This is a genomic window from Microbacterium sp. NPDC076768, assembly GCF_040687205.1.
In the GTDB taxonomy this organism is placed as follows: domain Bacteria; phylum Actinomycetota; class Actinomycetes; order Actinomycetales; family Microbacteriaceae; genus Microbacterium.
Genome location: NZ_JBFBMU010000001.1, coordinates 677606 through 694733 on the forward strand (window position 1 = coordinate 677606; position 17128 = coordinate 694733).

The following is a 17128-nucleotide window of genomic DNA, read 5'->3' on the forward strand; positions in this document are numbered from 1 at the left end:
GTCAACCGATCACGACCCTGGGCTGGCGACGGACACCGTCGGAAATGCGCAACAGCAGCGCGACGATGAGCCAGTTGGCGACGAGGGAGGAACCTCCGGCGGCAAGGAACGGGGTGGTGAGTCCGGTCAGGGGGATCACTCTGGTGACACCGCCGACCATGATGAACACCTGCAGGCCAATCGTGAACGAGAGGCCAGTCGCGAGCAGCTTGCCGAAGTCGTCTTGACCGGCCAGGCCGATGCGCAGGCCGCGACTCACGAACACCATGTACAGGCAAAGGATTGCAAAAAGCCCGATCAGGCCGAGTTCTTCGCCCAGGCTGGTGATGATGTAGTCACTGTGGGCGAGCGGGGTGACCTCCGGTCGCCCCTGTCCCCAGCCGGTGCCGATGAGGCCACCACTGGCAAGGCCGAAGAGCCCCTGCATGGGTTGGTATCCGGCGCCGTCTGGATCGACCTTGCTGGGATCGAAGAGGAACAGCCAGTTCACGAAACGCTCTTGCACGTAGGTGAGGATCTGAGTCGCGAGCACGACACCAGCGACGACCAGGGTGAGGCCGATGAGCACCCAGCTGGTCTTGCCTGTTGCCACGTAGAGCATGGCGACGAACATTCCGAAGATTAGCGTTCCGGTACCGAGGTCGCGCTGGAAGACGATGATGCCGAGCGAGATGATCCAGACGACAAGTACCGGGCCAAGTTCGCGCATTCGCGGCCAGGTGATGCCCATGACGCGCTTGCCGACCGAGGTCAGGCTCTCGCGGGTGCGCACCAGGTAGCCGGCGAAGAAGATCGCGAGGCAGATCTTGGCAAGCTCGCCCGGCTGGAAAGCGAACACCCCGCCCAACGAGACCCAGACCGCCGCGTTGGCGTCGGGGATACGAAGGCCTGGCACAAACGGCAACAGCAACAGCAGGATTCCGACGAGGCCGAAGATGTAGGTGTAGCGGAAGAGCACGCGGTAGTTGCGCAGCAGAATAACGACGGCGATGGCACCAGCGAGCGAGATCGCGGTCCAGGCGAGCTGCTTGGTGGAGTACGCGTTCCACCCGGTGTTACCGAAGGCAATGTCGATCCGGTAGATCATCGCGATGCCGAGCCCTGTGAGCAGGGTCGCGATGGGGACGACGAACGGGTCGGCGTCTGAGGCCACGAACCGCAGCACGACGTGCAGCGCGAATGCGAGGACAGCAAGGCCCCCGCCAATCGCGAGGATCATTGGGTCGATCACACCGAGCGCGCCCAACTGCACAAGCGTCAAAGCAGCACCGCTGATCACACAGGCGAAAAGCAGGAGCCAGAATTCGCGGTTTCGCTGCGTCTGCGGCATCCGAATGCGTTTGAGGGCCGTGATCACACTGGTGTCGGCCGATACGTCGGCACTCATCCGGCACCTCCTGCCGGAGTCTCACTCGGGCTAGGGGCCGGCGTTGGCATCTGTGTCGGCATGGGGGTGGGCAGCGGAGTGTGCTCGATGGCATTCGCGTCTGCGCCGGCGCGAAGTCGGTCAACGATCGCCATCGCATCGGCGAGGGATCGCGCGGTGATGGTGCGCTCGACGGAGGCGCGTTGATACGGCGGCAGGTTCGCCAGCAAAATGTCGGTGTCTTCGACGGGGGTCGACAACGTGATCGGGCCAATGTTCTGCTGCACGCCCTGGAAGATCACAACACTGTCTTCGTCTGCGCCGATGAAGTAGCGCGTCTGGGTCCAGCTGTAGGCAGCAAAGGCGGCGACGCCGAGCATGGCGATGAAGACGAGCACGCCAGCAATCCAGCCGAGCCGGCGACGTTTGGCGCGGCGACGATCCTCTTCGATGAGCTCTTCGAGGTACTCGGGAGCTGGCTCGAAGTGACTGGGCTCGTTTGCTGCCTGACGCACGGGGTGCAGCCAGCTGCTGCGTGCAGGGCGCACAGGCGGGACGTAGACGCCGTCGGGGTTTGACGCAGAGCCAACGATGGTCGGCGTGCCGGAGTGAATCGGATGCTGCCCGCCCACGTCGACGAGCACGATCGTGACGTTGTCTGGCGCGCCACCATCGAGCGCCTGCTTGAGGAGGTTGTCGGCAGTGCGGCCTGGTGCGAGACCCAGCTGCATCACTTTCAGAATGTGAGGCTCGTCGACTACTCCAGAGAGCCCGTCTGAGCACAGCAGCCAGCGGTCGCCCGGCTGGGTGTGCATCACGAACATGTCGAGCTCTGGATCGGAGTCCATGTCGCTCAGCACGCGCATGAGCACGGAGCGGCGGGGGTGATAGCGCGCCTCTTCCGGGGTGATGCGGCCAGAGTCGACCAGGCGCTGCACAAAGGTGTGGTCTGCGGTGATTTGCGTCAGGGCGTCGTCGCGGTAGAGGTAGATGCGCGAGTCACCGATGTGGCCGATGACCGCGTATTCGTTGACCATGATGATCGCGCTGACGGTGGTGCCAAGCCCGGCGAGTTCAGGACGATCTTTCGCGGCCCGGATGAGGTCGCCCGCCGCTGTCGTGACCGCCGCTTGAAGCGACGCTTCGGCATCTTCCGTCGAAGCGTACGGCTGGTCGAGTGGTTCGAGCCGCTGGATGGCGATGCTCGAAGCAACGTCACCACCAGCGTGGCCTCCCATGCCGTCAGCGACGACAAAGAGGTTCGCTCCGGAGTAGCCGGAATCTTGGTTGTTGGAGCGGACCTTCCCGGTATGGGAGATCGCGACGCTCGACCCTTCGAAGACCATGCCGGCGTCAGGCTCGCAACTCGAAGGTGGTGGCGCCCACCTTGATGGGGGTGCCGAGCGACAAAGCGACGGGGGAACCGGAGACGCGCTGACCTGCAACGAACGTGCCGTTGGTGGAGTCGAGGTCTTGGATCGCCCAGCTGTCGCCACGCAGCATCAGCCTGGCGTGATGGCTTGAGGTGTAGTCGTCGCGGATCACCAGAGCGGACTCACTGGAGCGACCAATCGTGAGGGAATCTGCGCCGAGGGGAAGTTCAAGACCTGCCTTGGGGCCAGAAGTGATGACGAGACGCTTCGCTGTGGCAACGGTCGCGGGGCCGGTCGAAGGACGCGCAGATGCAGGCTTCGCGGCGGGGGCCGCCGCCGGCGCAGGCGCCGGAGCACCAGCCGTCGCCTCGGCTGGGAGCTTGCGCACCCGCACACCGAACAGGTCGGCGCGCAGCGAGTACACGACACCGAACACGAAGAACCACATCAGGACCAAGAACCCGATGCGGAGCAGAAGAAGAATCAGTTCACTCATCCGAGGGCTCCGAACGCTCTGGTGGCGTCGTCGCCACGGGATGCGGGGCGCGTGGGCGCTGCGACGGGAACAATGCGAAACACGAGGTCGGTCCGTCCGATCGTGATGGTGGTGTCAGTGGGCAATGCCGCTTCACGCAGCTTCTGCCCGTTGACCTTCGTGCCGTTGGTCGAGCCGAGGTCGTGCATCATGGCGCGCTCGCCATCCCACAAGACCTCGACGTGCTTACGGCTCGAGCCGGCATCGGCGATCGTGATGTCGGCATCAGAACCGCGTCCGATTACCGTGCGACCGCTCGTAATCGTGTGACGACGCCCATCGACATCGACAACAGCTTGCCAACTGACGCGCCCCTCGGCAGTGCCGGAATTTACGACAACGGTGCCGGTGGCGACTTTCTCATCTGCCTCGAGATTGATCGACAGAGGACCAGCGAAGCTATACCCCTGCGACTTGGCATGCTTGGTGAGCAACGCATGCAGCTCGTCGGTAAGTGCGCTGCCGACACTCTGCATCCGCTCCGCATCGTCGGCGCTGAGGCGCACCACGTAGCTGTTTGGCGCGATGATGCGGTCACGGCTGACGACCGCGGCCTTAATGTCGGCTTCCCGCCGGAGCGCTGAAGCGATCTCCACTGGCTGAATGCCGCTGCGGAAGGTCTTCGCAAACGCACCATTTACGGCGCGCTCGAGACCCTTCTCAAAGCTGTCAAGTAGTCCCACTGGGCTCCTCTGGCATGGCGACCGGTAGGCCCATCGTAACCAGGTGCGCTGGGGGAACGCCGCCCAACCTCGATCTGGCGTGTGCAAAGAGACGAAAATCGGTGATATCTTTGGGAAGTTGAGTTCTTCGGAACAAGACGCTCGCGCGAGTGGCGGAATGGTAGACGCGCTGGCTTCAGGTGCCAGTGTCCTTATGGACGTGGGGGTTCAAGTCCCCCCTCGCGCACAGCGGCTGAATCATGGAATGATCCAGATCAGTTCATTTTATTGATAGGCGGCGGCCGGTTTCGAGGAATTCGAGACCGGCCGCCGCCTCTTTTGCCCCATCGACTGGCTTCTTTCTCCTTGATCCGCATCCGGAGCAACTTCCGTGCACGACGAATAGCCCCTCGTGGGGCTATTCGCTTCTGTTCGATTGCTAACGGGGTTGTGGCTTAGGCCGGTGGAGCAAGCGCGCCGTTGGCGACCGGTCGTGCGTTCTTGACCGAACGCGGGTCGAAGTTCGACCTTGGAGCACGCTTCCGATTCTTCTTCGGTGCGCACTCCTTGACGAGAGCGCGCACGAGAACCCGGACGTTGTATGCCACGGCCATCAACGCGGTCGCGATGCTCTGGTAGGCCTCGCCGCGGCCAGGCCGCTTGGCAGCCGACTCGAGGTCGGTGAACCGCGTGTGCTTGATGGACTTGTTCACTGACTCGACCTGGTTGCGCTGACCGTAGGCCGTCCGCTATTCCGGGGAACCCCACGGGTAGCGTTGCAGGTGGCGGACGACCTCGGCATACGGGTTCACAAGGACGGAACCGCGAAGCTCGTCCTTCGTGTGAGGGACCTTCTTGTTCGTGGCCGGGTCGAAGGCCATGTATGTTCTCGGATCCGGGTAGGTGAATCGCTGCTTCCCTCGGCCGGCCTCCTTGGGTTCTACGCCTTTGCGTGTCATGCCGATATCGCCCTTGCGCTTCATGGCGTACGGCCTGCGTGCTTCGATGGCGTCGCGCATCTCGCGTTCCGTGACGAGTTCGCCGGTCTCGGGGTCAGGCTCGCCCTTGTGGAACCAGTAGGTGATGTGCTGCAGCCGACGACCACCGCTGACTGCGCGTACTTCGCGCTGCGTGACCCCGCCCTGATGCCCCGGAAGGCGGGCGTCGGGCAGCGTCACGACTGCGGGTCGCTCGCTGTCAACCGCCGTGCGGTGGCACGCCGCAACGCCCTCTCGGACTCGCGTCGCGCCTACGAGTAGTCCGTGCGCGGTGGCAACCGCTCCGTGCACCGCCAGTTCCACGGGCGCTGACACTTCGTCTACAAGGTCATCTTGGAGGAGAGTGAACCATCGGCCGACTGCCACCACCGAGGCGCCCCCACCGTGCAGCTCGTGCCGCACACAGTGGGCGCCACGAAGGCCTCTCATTGCGCCCGCGAGAGCCGCTAACGCCACCTCCACGGGCGCCGTCGACACCCGTTGTCGGCGGTGCCCACTAAAGTGAAGCGATCCGCGGATCAGCGCGACACACCGCGAGTAGTGTTCGTTTTCTGTACGAACATGAAGTTATAGTGTTCGCGTGGGGATGAAAAGTGAAGGGGATGCGATGGAAGACAACGAAGGCCGCTTGTGGGCCGTTGAGGCGTTCGGAGCCGATGGTGTGCAGGTCCGGACCTTGGCTCCGGCCATCGTCCGTGAATGCCACGACAAGCTCGCCAACGCCCAGGTCGAAGCCGACATGGAGCACCAGGGTGTCTACGGCAACATCTGGCACCGATGCTTGAGAGAGTTCGCGTCGCAGCTGGGCCGCCTGCCCTCGGCGGAGCGTGTCCCGGTGCCCGGCGCTGGATACTCCGTTGTCGCGTTCGGCGACGTCGTCCTGTTCCCGTGGCGGTACTCCCGCGACGCTGGCGTCGAGGTCGGCTCTCGGAAGTTCGCCGTGTCCGACGCACGCGTCTCCCTCTTCCGTACGGCCAATGACAAGCGTGGGCAGCAGCTCGATCTGGGGTTCGAGCGCCCGGAGCTGACCGCCGAAGAGATGGAACTCGTCGACAAGCAGCAGCACGAGGCGCTGGACGCAGTTATGCGTCAGTACTCGCGGGTCGTGGTCGTCGGGTACGCGAGTAACTCCTCCGGCCTTCACAATGTCATGTGGGGTGAGGCGAAGCTCGGTCAGGACGGCTTCCTGGTCTTCTCTACCAGCGAATCGCTGATGGAACTCGCCTCGGCCGCGCTCGTCGACGTGAACGCCGGGGAGAGCTTCGACAGCGGAGACGTGCCCACCGCCATCCTGGAGGTGAAGGCAGCACAGGGAGGGTCCGATGACTGACTGGGAGCCACCACTCTCACTCTTCTCCTCCATCGAACCCGCCATCGCCGGCGGAACCTTCGACGCGGAGCGCCTGACGCAGGCCCGCTATGCCGCGGGCCTGTCCAAAGCGAAGCTGGCGGAGCAGATCGGAGTGACCCCCGCTGCCATCGGACAGTACGAGTCGCGGCAGATGAGCCCGAGGCCGGACGTCCTGGCATCGCTCAGCGACGTGCTCGACGTTCCTGTGGACTTCTTCACGCTCACCGTCGGGCGGCCGCTCACCCGCGTGGACGGGATGAAGGCGCACTTCCGGAGCCTGCGCTCGACTACCACTCGAGACCGTCAGAAGGCGCTGGCATTCATCGAACAAGTGTGGGAGCTCGCGAACGCGTTGGAGAGGCGTGTGCGGCTTCCCGGCCTCGCCTTGCCGCTCGACCTCGACACCACCAGCCCTGCCGCTGCCGCGCAGGACCTGCGGGCGCGGTGGGGGTTCGGGGCAAAGCCCATCAAGCACCTGGTCGCTCAGCTGGAGACCCGCGGACTCATCGTGTCGATCCTGTCGCTGGCGAGCGCCGACGTCGCGCGAGTCGGCGCCTTCTCCACCTCGCACCTACCGCGTCCGGTGGTCATCGTCACACCGGAGCGCGCGATGTCCGTGTATGTGCATCGGTTCACCGTCGCACACGAACTCGGGCACCTGATCCTGCACCGCGACGCGGCGCCGGGCGACCCACAACAAGAACGTGAGGCAGACCAGTTCGCCGCTGAGCTACTGACCCCCCGCGCGCAGATCACCAACATGCTGCCGCGCACCGTCAACTTGCCGAAGCTCGCCGCTCTCTCCCAGCACTGGGGTGTGTCCGTCGACTCTCTTCTGATTCGGATGAAGGAGACGGGAACGGTGTCCGAGGTATCGGTGCGCCGAGGCTATCAACGCCTGAACCAGCTCCGAGCGGCAGGTGGCGATCCAGCGGAGCCCGTCTCGAACTTCCCCGGGGAGATGCCGAGCATGCTCAGGCACGCGGCGACGCTCGCCGACGAAAGCGGGTACTCCATCACGCACTTGGCCCGGGAGCTCAGATGGAAGCCCGCACGCGTGCGGGAGGTGCTCGGCGAGGTCGACGAGCGTCCTCATTTGCGGATTCTTCCGCCAGTCGATTAGGCGTCAATAGCCTTCCGCCGGGAAGGGAATCTGGTCAGGGAGGTGTTTCGGGCCAACCCCGAAAACGGTCCAACCATGGTCGCTGCGATACACGAGCGTGATGAAGTACACCTGAACAGCGGCGCCGCCCGTGCGTCCTGTTAGCTGACGGAGCGATTCATCTGAAAGCAGCCTGGCGTAGGCCACTCGGGGAGACGAGTACCAAGTGAGCGCCGCCAGATTGCTGAAGTCCTGAAGGAGCTCACGCAACTGGTCGATGCGAGCGTTGTCCCAGCTTCCTCTCCAGCCTTCCGCGAGTGGGTCGAGCAGCGTTCGAAAGCTCTGCAGGTCAAAGGACGCGGGATCCGCCCACAGTTCCTCCGCAAACGCGTAGGCCACCGCCATCGGATTGCGATATCTGTCAACTGCCCCAGTCTGCGCAATCGCCAGTTCAGGCTCGTCCAGAGCGGAACGGAACGTGTCTTGTTCGTCCGGGTCAGCAAGTGTTCCGTCGAGCAATCGGCGCCACCGCTTCTGTCGAGAGTCAGTGAACGAGATGGCAACTCGAGGATCGGCGTTGTCGTCATACGCGCGGACACCAGTGGTGATATCCCACTTGAACTCCCGTCGAGGTGGGATGACGGGGATGAGTGCTGGGGTCGAGAGCGGCCCAATCAGCCGTGCTTCATCGCCTAGGTAAACACCGACAGCCACGTTCACGACGGGTTCATTGGACTCATTGGCGATGTGCAGCGTGACCGTCCGCACGTATGAGGAGGCTGCGGTGTCATAGGCGTAGGTGTCCGCTACCCACGCCGTGACCAGGCTGGCCACAGCGACACGCTCTGCCTCGGCCGCTGCGGCCGCGGCTGCCTCCGTCGACGCTCGAAGAGAGATGAGCTCACGACGATCTCGACGGGCTCGGAAGCCTTCGAACACGCCGAACGCCACCGACGTGATGACAGCGCCAACGGTGGCCATCGCTGCGATGGCCTCCCATACTTCGTTCAACAGGGCCCTTTCGTTCCGCACTCAGCCTATTGAGGGAGTTGATAGAAGTGGCCAACTCCTACGAATGAGGAGACGCAGATTGGTTGGCGGGCGACGGTTCTGCCAGGTCGTGCTTGCCGAACCCGATCTCGCCTCCTGTGCTGGCAGGTGTCAGACTCCGATGCGTTGTACGTGCCGGTCGCCGCGGGCGTCAGTCAAAGAGACGACCACCATCGGGCTTTCAGTGTTCCCCATGACTCGGTGGAGGTTGACGAAGAACGTTCCGCCCGCAGGGAGCACGAAAGGAGGGGCGTGGTGTCCGGAGATGTTCAGGCCACCTTCACCCGTGACCTCGCTGACGCCGAAGTTCAGGCCCGTGTCATTAGTGAACGTCAACCGATCCTGCGTCTGCGCGACAGTGAGCGCAGTCCGGTGCGGGATCCTTCTGGCAGCGTCTCGAGGCGCCTGTTCGCGTCGGCGAGCTGAGCGCGGAGGGTGGCGAGCTCCGCCTCGAGCGCGTGTGCGCGTGTGTCATCACCGTAGTTCGCAGCATTCACTCTCCACTGCTCATGCTTCTGGACCTCTGAGAGGATGCCTGCGATGGTCGCGTCAACCTCAGCGCGGGTGACGCTATCTGACGCTGCGTCCCGCGCGGCAACGGACTTTCGATGCCGGAGCCACGCGATGCCAGCGGCAAGCATCAGCACGATACCGAGGAGGAGGAGAGCTACTCCTGCTTCCGGCCAGTAGTGGAATCCGGACACAACATCCTGGGGTGTGCCGAACAGGATCGTCGCGCCGAGTCCGACCAATGCAAGGCCAGTCGAGAACGAGAGCACACGCATGGTCGAACCCTATCGGTGCGAGACGCCACGTACGGCGAGCAGGAAGCCGCCGGGTGCGCACGGCGAGAATCGCGGTGCTCTGTTCATGACCTTCGGACCCACTCAAGGTTTTCCAACGTCGCGGGGATAGAGTGAATGTGTGCTCCCTCTGGATCGGCTCGTATGAGTCACGTCGAAGGCCCGTACCCTAGCGCCCCCATCGTGGAGGCGGGTCTCTCGTTCGCGTTCGCTGAGCAGACCGTCTTTGATGTTGACGCTCTGTCGCGACGCTTCGACGCGCGCTCGCCGGAGTGGGAGGCGCACGGGATTTTCGATGTCTCGGGCACGTACGTGCCGGTTGAGGTAGGACAAGAAAGCACCCTCGGTGATGACCGCAAGCTGGTGGGGTTCCAGCGCTCTCGTGGCAAAGAGAAGTTGCAGTTCATTGAGGACGAGATCCGATACGTTCGCACTTACCGGAAGAATCTCTACACGGACTGGAGCGACTTCATCGCCGATGCGATGGGGCATCTGGCGCCGCTTTTCTCAGACAATCCCGACAACCTCGTCGTTGGCGCCCAGGCACGATTCGTCAACGAACTTCCGATCCCAGAGAGCGGCAAGTACGAGATCAGCGAGTGGGTGCACCTCGGCGTGGACGTTCCCAATGAGTTGCCGCAGGGCGTGAGCCGGATGTTCACGCAGGTGGATATTCCATTCGACAGAGAAGACACAGGCTTTGTTGACACTCGAAGCACTGTGTTTGCCGGGGCGCGAGAGAGGAGAGCGGTTCTCGTGCTCGATATCGAGGTGAGTAAGCAGTTCTCTCCACGAAGCCTCAATGGGCTGGAAGACATTCTCACTGTGCTACGTTCCGTTAAGAACGAGCTGTTCGAAGGCGCTGTGACTGACGGCTGCCGCACTCGGATGAGGGGAGCATCGGAATGACAATTGCATCTCTGAGCCCGTCCGAGAGAACTCGGGACTCGCGCGTTCACACGAACGCACCTTTTAGTGCGCACTATGTCACGATCCCCTTCTCGCCGTTCTGGGACAGTCTCGACATTTTGTCAAAGTGGACTCCATTCGCAGTAGAGACGGATGCGCCGACGGCATTGGCCCACACGCACATGACGGTCCCGGAGATCACTGCCCTCTTCTCGCGCGACCAGTTCGTGGACGTGAGCCCCAGCGATAACGACACCACATACATCGAGTGGGAAACCAGTGATGGGTTTTCTTCTCTGGAGATTGGCCACACCGAGTTTGCCTTCTCGTTCATCGCGGACGATAGCTCCCAGCGGGATTCCTACGGTGAGGGCGGGTCGCTTAAGGATCGCGCCCTGATTGCGTCACTCATCCGTACACACTCCTGACCAGCGCCGTGTCTGAGCAGCCCACGCCCTCGCCGGAGGTAGTCGACGTCGACTCGCCGACGGACCTGATGGTCGACGATGACGAGTACATCCTTCGGGCTCTGAGCTCCGACGATGTAAATGGTGCGAAGCGTGTGCGCTGGCAGGCAGTCGCACCGCGGGCGACAGAAGAGTCGGCTTCGGTGATACGACTGCGGCTCATGGGCGCGGAAAAGGCCAAAGAACAGGCGCTCGAGATCAAACACAACAAGTACTGCGGCTTTGGACGCGCGCTGGCCGAGACCTTCAGAGAGCACGCTCCCGACATTGTCGACTCGCGGCATCACTACTATGGCCACGCCGATCTGGAGCACGGATTTCCGCGCCCGCCTGCAGATCCCCAGCCGCCCCCCGGATCCCCAGTCCCGTCGTCAAGTGAGTATCGAGCCGCGATAAAGCACTACCGCACAATCGCCAACATGCTGTGCTTCTTCGAGGACACCCCGTCACCAGAGTCCTGGTCTGGCGCCGACCTCGAAGAACCATGCACCGAAGAGGGATGCGAGCCGACCTGCACGCATGCGACGCCGGCAGCCCCTGACTGACAGCGGACCGCTTCTCCCAGAGGTGTTCACTCGCCCAGTGGAAGAGCAACGGGGTCATTGTTCGCCGGGCGCCGGCACTGACTGTCTAGCCGTCGTCCTCAACAGCTCCACGCCCAAGCGTCGTGGCGGGCATCACGCAGCGCCTCCTCGAGGCGCCCGTCGCAGAGCAGCATGATGTTGCGGGGCGGGTCCTCGTCGGGCAATGCGACGTTCAACCACTGCGCCCAGGTCCAGGGGTCGTTCACGCCGGCGTGCAGGACGCGGAGGACCTCCTGCAGCCCTTCGACGATCTTTCCGTCCCTGAGTTGGAACGACGGGAACAGGTCGACGTCGTCGTCGGTGTGCAGCATGAGCAGGCGGAGATCGCTCCCGGCGGCCATGACCTCGACCTCCGTCCACCCGGCTGGAGGCTGGGAGCGGTTACGCGGAGGCTAGAGGCCGATGCGGATGTGGGCGCGATGCCCGCAGACCATGACACGTGGCGCGACGCCCGGGTGGTGGGAATGATGCCGATACTGGGCAGGACCCGGATCGGCATCGCTGAAAGCGCCAGGTGCGCTGGATGCGAGATGGCGAGAACGCCCAAGATGGTTACCGCGCACCCCAGGAGACTGAACGCGGCCTCCGACTTCGAACGTCCTCATACGCCACGCACGAGAATTCCGGTCCGCAGTAACGTCAACCATCGGTGCCTTGTCCTGGGCTCCGCACCAGTTGGGAGACGCGATGCTTGACATCGCCCCGTTCCTCACCGCCACTAGTGCTTCCTTGCTTGCGACGCTCACCGTGATTGTTCCCATCGCGTGGGTGGCCGCCCTCAATACGGGTCCTCAGGGGAGGACTGCCCGCAAAGTGCTTTCGATGATCCTTAGGAATCGACCCCCTGGGTGACCAGGAAGGGCCGACGAACTTGTACCGACTTTGTGTCTAGGTTGGAACTCGGGCCGCGGCAACGTCTGGAGCATCTGCGGGTCACTCATGGGGAAGCAGATCGCGGGAGGATGACAGGAAATCGACAGCGCCGCTGAGGTGGCCGCCAAATACGATGCCAGCGACCGCGATGATGCTGAGAAGTCTCACCGTGGGTCCCCAGCCAGAGTGAACGACGGCACCCAACATCGACCACATGCCCGGGCGAGGTTCAGGCTTTCGCTTCTTTCGCTCGCTCATCATCCACCACCTCTCTCGGCTTCTTTGGCTTCTTGGACTTCTTCTGCTTTCCAGGGTTGCTCGGCGAGGCCGCCGCACTGCTGGCGTCGCGGCGCTCGCGAGCCGCTTCTTGGAGATCCTGCCGGTAACTCGTGGAGAAGGGCGCGGCGAGCACGTGGAGAGAAGTGAGGCGACGACCTTCAGCGGCGTCGGGGTCAGTAACGAAGCGGTCCCTGCTTGTCAGGAAACCCTTGTCGCGCAGCCCCCTGAGGCCGTCCTCTGCGGTGGATCGAGAGATCCCGTAGTACTTCTGCGCGCGGTCTACCGAGAGCTCGGCCCATGGGCGTCCGCTTGACTCCTTGAGCAGGATGAGCAGGACAGCAAGCTCGGGCCAGCTGAGGGTCGCGTGCAGTTCCTGCGTCCAGAACTCATCCGGCAGAACGAAGTAAACGCTGCTACGGCTGCCGTCAGGGCTCGCGTAGCTGGATCCGGAGCCGGACTCCTGAAGGGGGGTGACCTTCTTGAGGCGATTCTCCAGCTTGCGAGTGACGAGCTTGTTGTCCTCGAGTACCTTCCAGGCATGAGAAAGCGACTGGGTCGTCCACGTCAGAGCATTCGCCTTGTCAGACTTCAGGAAGCGGATCCAGGCGTCCGCAGGCAGGGCTTCGTCGCTGCGTACCAACCAGGTCCAGTTGCGAAGTACGGCCAGGTACAACACGGCGGCGCGATGATTGCGGGCGAATGCCGGCAGCATCGCCGGCTTGCTCCCGGCTCGCGCCGTCGACGGTGGGACCTGCACGAAGGCGGATCGGATCTTGGTGTAGCCACTCCGGCTACGCTTAAGATACGTCTGTCGCGTCGAGGTAGGGTCCGCGGCGGGCGCGTCCTCGGGGAAGAGGTCGGAATCAGGAGACGTGAAGGTAGGGTTCGTCTTGGTCATGGGTCAAACCTAGACCTCACGTTTTGACCAGCCCGGGGTTTCGCCATCCGCCGATTCGCTCTTCGCGGCACAATATTGATAGAGCATTACGGTGTTGAGACAGAGTCGATACTGATTCACGGTGAAAGTTAGCCAGGTTCGCCCGTAGCCCGCTCAGGACGCAGTCCAGGCATCGGTTCGTCGACGTTGTCGCCGCAGGATTCCCGAAAAGTCCCTTGCGCCGCGTACATGGTCATGATGGCCAGCGAGACCGCGCATAGAGGAGCGGTGACTTGCCCCGACCTGCCCGACGGCTATGAGCATGGCACCACCCGTGCCTACCCTCACTGCCGTCCTGCGTGCGATGCGTGCAGAGCCGCGAACAGCGCTGCCGCCGCCGCGCGTCGTGCTGCGCGGCTCGCCGAGGGCATGCCCGAGAAGGCGCATGGGACACCGAGCGGGTACACGTTCTGGAGTTGCCGCTGCAAGCGCTGCAACAAGGTCTCCCGAGCGCGGTCGAAGACCCGCACTCGCGCACCGCGGGTGAAGCCTGACCTCAGCATCATGCCCGACGAAGAGCACGGCACACGCCGCGGCCACAACCACTGGAACTGCCCCTGCGCTTCCTGCCGCGCCGCCGGGCCGGAGATGCGTGCTGACGCACGCGCCCGGAAGCGCGCCGAACACGACGGCCCGGTCGACGTTCGTCGGTATAACTACCGGATCTACCCCGAGCCGAAGGCTGTCGACACTCTCCGGCGCGTCTTCGGATCGTGCCGGTTCGTCTACAACTCGTACATCGCGCTCGCCCGGGATTGATACGACGCAGGCGGAAAGCACCCGACCGGCTACGACGCGGCGAAGACGCTCGTCACCGAAGCAAGGAAGAACCCGGACACCGCCTGGCTCGCCGGGGTGTCACACGCTGCGCTGTCGGCAAGTGTTCATGACGCCGCGGACGCGCACCAGCGCTTCTTCGACTCCGCCGCCGGCAACATCAAGGGCTGACGCGTCGGGCGCCCACGGTTCAAATCGCGCCGCACCGCGCGCAAGTCCGCTCGGTACGCCGAGGACTCGTTCACGATCCGAGGCGGCTGGCAGAACACGCAGCGTGGCGGTGGCCCGATTCGCCTCGCGAAGATCGACCAGGACACCCACGTCAACTGGCATCGCCCGCTTCCCGGGTATCCGAGCGCCGTGACCGTGCGAGAGGATCCCGATGGGAAGTTTTGGGTCTCGTTCATTGTCCGTGTTCCCGTCCAAGCCTTGAAGCAGCCGACCCGCCGGGCCCGGGCGGCCGGCATCGACGTCGGCCTGCACGACTACGCTGCGATCTCGTACTCCGACGGCACCCGCGAGAAGATCGCGAACCCCCGCCACTACCGCCAGGCCGAACAACGTCTCGGCCGCGCGGACAAGAACCTCTCTCGGAAGACCCCCGGGAGCAACAACTACGCGAAGGCGAAGCGAGCGCGAGCCCGCGCACATCGTCGCTTAGCGCACCTTCGTGAGGACCATGCCCGTCAGCTCGCCTCGAAACTCAGCCGTGAGAACCAAACGGTCGTCATCGAGACACTGAACATTGGCGGCATGGCGCAAACGAAAATGGCCAAGCGCATCAACGATGCCGGCTGGGGCCAGTTCCTTCGATTCCTCGAGGAGGCATGCACCCGCAAGGGAGTCGACCTCAGCAAGGCGCCAAGGTTCTATGCCTCCACACAGGTCTGCTCGATCTGCGGAGAGAGCGGTGGCAAGAAGCCGCTGAGCATCCGTACCTGGCAATGCACTTGTGGCGTCACCCTGGATCGCGACTACAACGCCGCGACCGACATCCTTGCCGCGGGGCCCGCGGTCTACGCCTGTGGACGGGACGTGAGACTCCAGCTTGCTGGAGCCGTTCCGGATGAAGCAGGAAGCCACCGATCCGAGGCTGTCCCTCGCAGACGGAAGCGTGCCGCTCGCCAGCGCGTGCAGGCAAGTTCAGGTCCCCGGAAACTCAAGGGTTCTCGGGGGGTCGTGGAAAATCGGAGTGATTAGCGTGGAAAGCGCTGAGAACCTCCTTCTGCGAGCCCTACTCCTGACTGGGATCCGGAAAAAGCTGAACCACCCCACAAGCGGGCCCTGTTCGTTTATTCAGGGCAATCTGTTCGTAAATTGAAAGAGCCGGTCAGAAGCAATTCTCACCGGCTCTTCGTTTTCCGGCGTTCTACGTGAGCCGGAAAGCAGGGTCGTTCATTCGGACCTGCCAAGTGCTGGTTCCGAGCGTCTGACGAGCTTGAACATGACCGGCCTTGCCGGAACCATCTCGGAACTTGTTCCTCGGTTCGGCTCCGAAAAGACGAGAGGTCATCGTGACTTCCGCTTCATCGACAGGTGTGTCCGGCTGAGTGATGGAGACGCCTCGCTGGCGAGATAGACGATCCGCGATACATCAGCGTCCCCCGGGAGGTGGACGTTGCCCTGTCGGAAGGCGCGAGCACGGCCACAGGCTGCGTCGTGAGGAGCTCGGACCAGGTGCGGTCGTAGTGTGCGTTCCGCGAGCCATGTGAGGCACTTTGATCAAGCTCGCCTTCACCGACGGCTTGTGGGAAGCGTCTACTGCGACCCAGCCCATCTGTGCTGGGTCCGTCCACGTCGACGGTAGCCGGACGGTCTTCGTCGATGGTGAGAGCGATGGCCGCACCCCCGACGATCTGAATCGTCGCGGCGCTCCCGGCATCTCTGAGACGGGTGATGACCTCGTGGATGCCGCTGATGATGTCGTTGCGAGTGAGGATGGCAGTCATAACCCTTCCTTGCTGGGGGACGGGAAAACTAGGCGCTGATTAACTCGCCGCGCTCGATGGCGATGCCTCGTCGAAGGAACTCCGGGGGGACTTCTTCGCGGTCTGCGGATAGTGGCACTGTGCGCGAGCTACGCTGCGGCTCCCACACGGCGTCTGGGTGGCCAGCGCGTTCGGTCACCCATGCAGGGTTCGGAGCGGATGCTTCATTCAGGCGCACTTCCAGGAGAGCGGCGATAGCGTCTAGCCAACGGGAGGGGGAATCGTCTGGCCTCTCGGCAGCAAGGAGTACCCGTGTCACAGGGTCGGCGGATGCGAGATCGTCACCGAGCTGGAGGAAACGTCGATACGCCTGAGCGAACTTGCCGTCGGCCTCGGCGCTGGTGATCTCTTCGGCCGCGCGCAGCGGGAGAGCGTCCGTTTTGCGTCTTCAGTCGAGGTCGCCCACTGTTGGTACGACGGTGGCGTAGAGGTCGGCCATGCCTGCCAATGCGGCGCGATGCAGTTGTTCGGCTGACACGTCGCCGGCGACGGATGGCAGGCTGCGGGTCGCGGTGGCCGCGGCGACGACGGTCGGGCGGTTGCCGCGGAGGAACGCACCTTCTGTCGTGTAGTTGACGCACATGTGTGTCATAAAACCGGCGATGACCACATCCTCTTGTCCTGCCGCATCGACGAGCTCTCCGAGGTTGGTGCCGACGAACGAGTTCGGTGCTTGTTTGACCACGACAGCCTCACCATCGATCGGGGCGACGCGTTCGTGGATCGCACCGATGTCTTCGCGGATGTCGTACGCCGAGCCTGGCCCGCCGTCATGCTGCACGTGAATCACGGTCGCCCCCGCGGTTCGAGCCTTCGCGAGCAGATCGGCGGCGGCATCGAGCGCCACATCCCACCCCTCCAGTTCCATTTCGCCGCGGGTGTAGGTGTTCTGAAAGTCGATGAGCACAACGGTCGAGGAGGCGAGGGAAGCGGGCTTGTCAGCGATGCCGCTGAGTGAGCGAAGGGTGGCGGAGGTAGTCATGGCGAAGTCCTTTCACGGGGTTGTTTGTAGTTTCGTTGACCCGAACCCATCTGAACAGCTAGTTTCGGGTCAGGCATCGCCGAGATTGGCTC

Annotated in this window: 21 protein-coding genes, 1 tRNA gene and 1 pseudogene; 8 read left to right on the top strand and 15 right to left on the bottom strand. The window is 63.4% G+C overall.

Going from position 1 to position 17128, the window contains the following annotated elements; translation table 11 throughout:
• Position 1: 1 nt before the first annotated feature.
• The 4 genes from AB0O87_RS03405 to AB0O87_RS03420 are packed head-to-tail and all read right to left on the bottom strand — an operon-like array spanning position 2 to position 3957.
• Positions 2–1387, bottom strand: coding sequence for an FtsW/RodA/SpoVE family cell cycle protein (locus AB0O87_RS03405; protein WP_363511732.1), 1386 nt, complete (start codon positions 1385–1387; stop codon positions 2–4).
• Positions 1384–2712, bottom strand: a complete 1329-nt coding sequence (locus tag AB0O87_RS03410) for a PP2C family serine/threonine-protein phosphatase (RefSeq protein ID WP_363511734.1) — start codon at positions 2710–2712, stop codon at positions 1384–1386. The genes AB0O87_RS03405 and AB0O87_RS03410 overlap by 4 nt, the downstream gene beginning before the upstream one ends.
• A 7-nt stretch (positions 2713–2719) precedes the next feature.
• The gene (locus AB0O87_RS03415; RefSeq protein WP_363511736.1) at positions 2720–3235 is read right to left on the bottom strand and encodes an FHA domain-containing protein; all 516 of its coding nucleotides are present in this window, start codon (positions 3233–3235) and stop codon (positions 2720–2722) included.
• Entirely contained in the window at positions 3232–3957 is a 726-nt protein-coding gene (locus AB0O87_RS03420; protein WP_363511738.1) for a DUF3662 and FHA domain-containing protein, read from the bottom strand. The genes AB0O87_RS03415 and AB0O87_RS03420 overlap by 4 nt, the downstream gene beginning before the upstream one ends.
• Before the next feature lie 143 nt (positions 3958–4100).
• On the opposite strand from AB0O87_RS03420, the gene AB0O87_RS03425 reads away from it, so the two are divergent.
• Positions 4101–4183 (top strand) — tRNA-Leu (locus AB0O87_RS03425).
• 208 nt (positions 4184–4391) lie between these two features.
• Here AB0O87_RS03425 and AB0O87_RS03430 read toward each other — a convergent pair.
• The gene (locus tag AB0O87_RS03430; RefSeq protein ID WP_363511740.1) at positions 4392–4649 is read right to left on the bottom strand and encodes a hypothetical protein; all 258 of its coding nucleotides are present in this window, start codon (positions 4647–4649) and stop codon (positions 4392–4394) included.
• A gap of 36 nt (positions 4650–4685) precedes the next feature.
• Complete coding sequence (locus AB0O87_RS03435) at positions 4686–5303, bottom strand: hypothetical protein (RefSeq protein WP_363511742.1); 618 nt, start codon at positions 5301–5303, stop codon at positions 4686–4688.
• A 211-nt stretch (positions 5304–5514) separates the two neighbouring features.
• Here AB0O87_RS03435 and AB0O87_RS03440 point away from each other — a divergent pair, with 211 nt between their 5' ends.
• The gene (locus AB0O87_RS03440; protein ID WP_363511743.1) at positions 5515–6264 is read left to right on the top strand and encodes a hypothetical protein; all 750 of its coding nucleotides are present in this window, start codon (positions 5515–5517) and stop codon (positions 6262–6264) included.
• Positions 6257–7408 (top strand): XRE family transcriptional regulator, encoded by a 1152-nt coding sequence (locus AB0O87_RS03445; protein WP_363511745.1) that lies wholly within the window; start codon positions 6257–6259, stop codon positions 7406–7408. The genes AB0O87_RS03440 and AB0O87_RS03445 overlap by 8 nt, the downstream gene beginning before the upstream one ends.
• Before the next feature lie 3 nt (positions 7409–7411).
• On the opposite strand, the gene AB0O87_RS03450 is transcribed toward AB0O87_RS03445, so the two are convergent.
• The 3 genes from AB0O87_RS03450 to AB0O87_RS03460 form a co-directional block, all read right to left on the bottom strand.
• Positions 7412–8398: a hypothetical protein gene (locus AB0O87_RS03450; RefSeq protein ID WP_363511747.1), complete on the bottom strand. Its 987-nt coding sequence runs from the start codon at positions 8396–8398 to the stop codon at positions 7412–7414.
• A 150-nt stretch (positions 8399–8548) separates the two neighbouring features.
• Positions 8549–8773, bottom strand: coding sequence for a hypothetical protein (locus AB0O87_RS03455; RefSeq protein WP_363511748.1), 225 nt, complete (start codon positions 8771–8773; stop codon positions 8549–8551).
• Positions 8770–9222, bottom strand: a complete 453-nt coding sequence (locus AB0O87_RS03460; RefSeq protein WP_363511750.1) for a hypothetical protein — start codon at positions 9220–9222, stop codon at positions 8770–8772. The genes AB0O87_RS03455 and AB0O87_RS03460 overlap by 4 nt, the downstream gene beginning before the upstream one ends.
• Before the next feature lie 162 nt (positions 9223–9384).
• On the opposite strand from AB0O87_RS03460, the gene AB0O87_RS03465 reads away from it, so the two are divergent.
• From AB0O87_RS03465 to AB0O87_RS03475, 3 genes are read left to right on the top strand one after another with little or no spacing between them, the layout of a single operon-like run.
• Positions 9385–10149, top strand: coding sequence for a TIGR04255 family protein (locus AB0O87_RS03465; RefSeq protein WP_363511752.1), 765 nt, complete (start codon positions 9385–9387; stop codon positions 10147–10149).
• On the top strand, positions 10146–10577 hold the full coding sequence (locus AB0O87_RS03470; RefSeq protein WP_363511754.1) for a hypothetical protein: 432 nt from the start codon (positions 10146–10148) through the stop codon (positions 10575–10577). The genes AB0O87_RS03465 and AB0O87_RS03470 overlap by 4 nt, the downstream gene beginning before the upstream one ends.
• An 8-nt stretch (positions 10578–10585) precedes the next feature.
• On the top strand, positions 10586–11161 hold the full coding sequence (locus AB0O87_RS03475) for a hypothetical protein (RefSeq protein WP_363511756.1): 576 nt from the start codon (positions 10586–10588) through the stop codon (positions 11159–11161).
• A gap of 98 nt (positions 11162–11259) precedes the next feature.
• On the opposite strand, the gene AB0O87_RS03480 is transcribed toward AB0O87_RS03475, so the two are convergent.
• Both AB0O87_RS03480 and AB0O87_RS03485 read right to left on the bottom strand, forming a co-directional pair.
• On the bottom strand, positions 11260–11541 hold the full coding sequence (locus tag AB0O87_RS03480) for a hypothetical protein (protein ID WP_363511757.1): 282 nt from the start codon (positions 11539–11541) through the stop codon (positions 11260–11262).
• 761 nt (positions 11542–12302) lie between these two features.
• Positions 12303–13250, bottom strand: coding sequence for a hypothetical protein (locus AB0O87_RS03485; protein WP_363511759.1), 948 nt, complete (start codon positions 13248–13250; stop codon positions 12303–12305).
• 267 nt (positions 13251–13517) lie between these two features.
• Here AB0O87_RS03485 and AB0O87_RS03490 point away from each other — a divergent pair, with 267 nt between their 5' ends.
• On the top strand, positions 13518–14048 hold the full coding sequence (locus tag AB0O87_RS03490; RefSeq protein ID WP_363511761.1) for a helix-turn-helix domain-containing protein: 531 nt from the start codon (positions 13518–13520) through the stop codon (positions 14046–14048).
• Positions 14049–14147: 99 nt separating this feature from the next.
• Here AB0O87_RS03490 and AB0O87_RS03495 read toward each other — a convergent pair whose 3' ends face one another.
• On the bottom strand, positions 14148–14399 hold the full coding sequence (locus tag AB0O87_RS03495; protein WP_363511763.1) for a hypothetical protein: 252 nt from the start codon (positions 14397–14399) through the stop codon (positions 14148–14150).
• Between AB0O87_RS03495 and AB0O87_RS03500 the strand changes: the two are divergent.
• Positions 14304–15266: pseudogene (locus AB0O87_RS03500) on the top strand (transposase); the annotation flags it as partial. The gene AB0O87_RS03495 and the pseudogene AB0O87_RS03500 sit on opposite strands and share 96 nt — an antisense overlap.
• A 326-nt stretch (positions 15267–15592) precedes the next feature.
• On the opposite strand, the gene AB0O87_RS03505 reads toward AB0O87_RS03500, so the two are convergent.
• The 3 genes from AB0O87_RS03505 to AB0O87_RS03515 form a co-directional block, all read right to left on the bottom strand.
• On the bottom strand, positions 15593–16015 hold the full coding sequence (locus tag AB0O87_RS03505; RefSeq protein ID WP_363511765.1) for a hypothetical protein: 423 nt from the start codon (positions 16013–16015) through the stop codon (positions 15593–15595).
• Between the two features lie 28 nt (positions 16016–16043).
• Positions 16044–16313 (bottom strand): hypothetical protein, encoded by a 270-nt coding sequence (locus AB0O87_RS03510; protein WP_363511766.1) that lies wholly within the window; start codon positions 16311–16313, stop codon positions 16044–16046.
• 129 nt (positions 16314–16442) lie between these two features.
• Positions 16443–17036, bottom strand: a complete 594-nt coding sequence (locus tag AB0O87_RS03515) for a cysteine hydrolase family protein (protein ID WP_363511768.1) — start codon at positions 17034–17036, stop codon at positions 16443–16445.
• Positions 17037–17128 lie beyond the last annotated feature (92 nt).

Bases quoted from the DNA above. Each gene is read 5' to 3' on its own strand.
- AB0O87_RS03505 (WP_363511765.1), bottom strand. From the start codon at position 16,015: ATGACTGCCATCCTCACTCGCAACGACATCATCAGCGGCATCCACGAG.
- AB0O87_RS03415 (WP_363511736.1), bottom strand. From the start codon at position 3,235: ATGAGTGAACTGATTCTTCTTCTGCTCCGCATCGGGTTCTTGGTCCTG.
- AB0O87_RS03410 (WP_363511734.1), bottom strand. From the start codon at position 2,712: ATGGTCTTCGAAGGGTCGAGCGTCGCGATCTCCCATACCGGGAAGGTC.
- AB0O87_RS03495 (WP_363511763.1), bottom strand. From the start codon at position 14,399: ATGCCAGTTGACGTGGGTGTCCTGGTCGATCTTCGCGAGGCGAATCGG.
- AB0O87_RS03470 (WP_363511754.1), top strand. From the start codon at position 10,146: ATGACAATTGCATCTCTGAGCCCGTCCGAGAGAACTCGGGACTCGCGC.
- AB0O87_RS03465 (WP_363511752.1), top strand. From the start codon at position 9,385: ATGAGTCACGTCGAAGGCCCGTACCCTAGCGCCCCCATCGTGGAGGCG.
- AB0O87_RS03445 (WP_363511745.1), top strand. From the start codon at position 6,257: ATGACTGACTGGGAGCCACCACTCTCACTCTTCTCCTCCATCGAACCC.
- AB0O87_RS03480 (WP_363511757.1), bottom strand. From the start codon at position 11,541: ATGGCCGCCGGGAGCGATCTCCGCCTGCTCATGCTGCACACCGACGAC.
- AB0O87_RS03460 (WP_363511750.1), bottom strand. From the start codon at position 9,222: ATGCGTGTGCTCTCGTTCTCGACTGGCCTTGCATTGGTCGGACTCGGC.
- AB0O87_RS03515 (WP_363511768.1), bottom strand. From the start codon at position 17,036: ATGACTACCTCCGCCACCCTTCGCTCACTCAGCGGCATCGCTGACAAG.
- AB0O87_RS03405 (WP_363511732.1), bottom strand. From the start codon at position 1,387: ATGAGTGCCGACGTATCGGCCGACACCAGTGTGATCACGGCCCTCAAA.
- AB0O87_RS03485 (WP_363511759.1), bottom strand. From the start codon at position 13,250: ATGACCAAGACGAACCCTACCTTCACGTCTCCTGATTCCGACCTCTTC.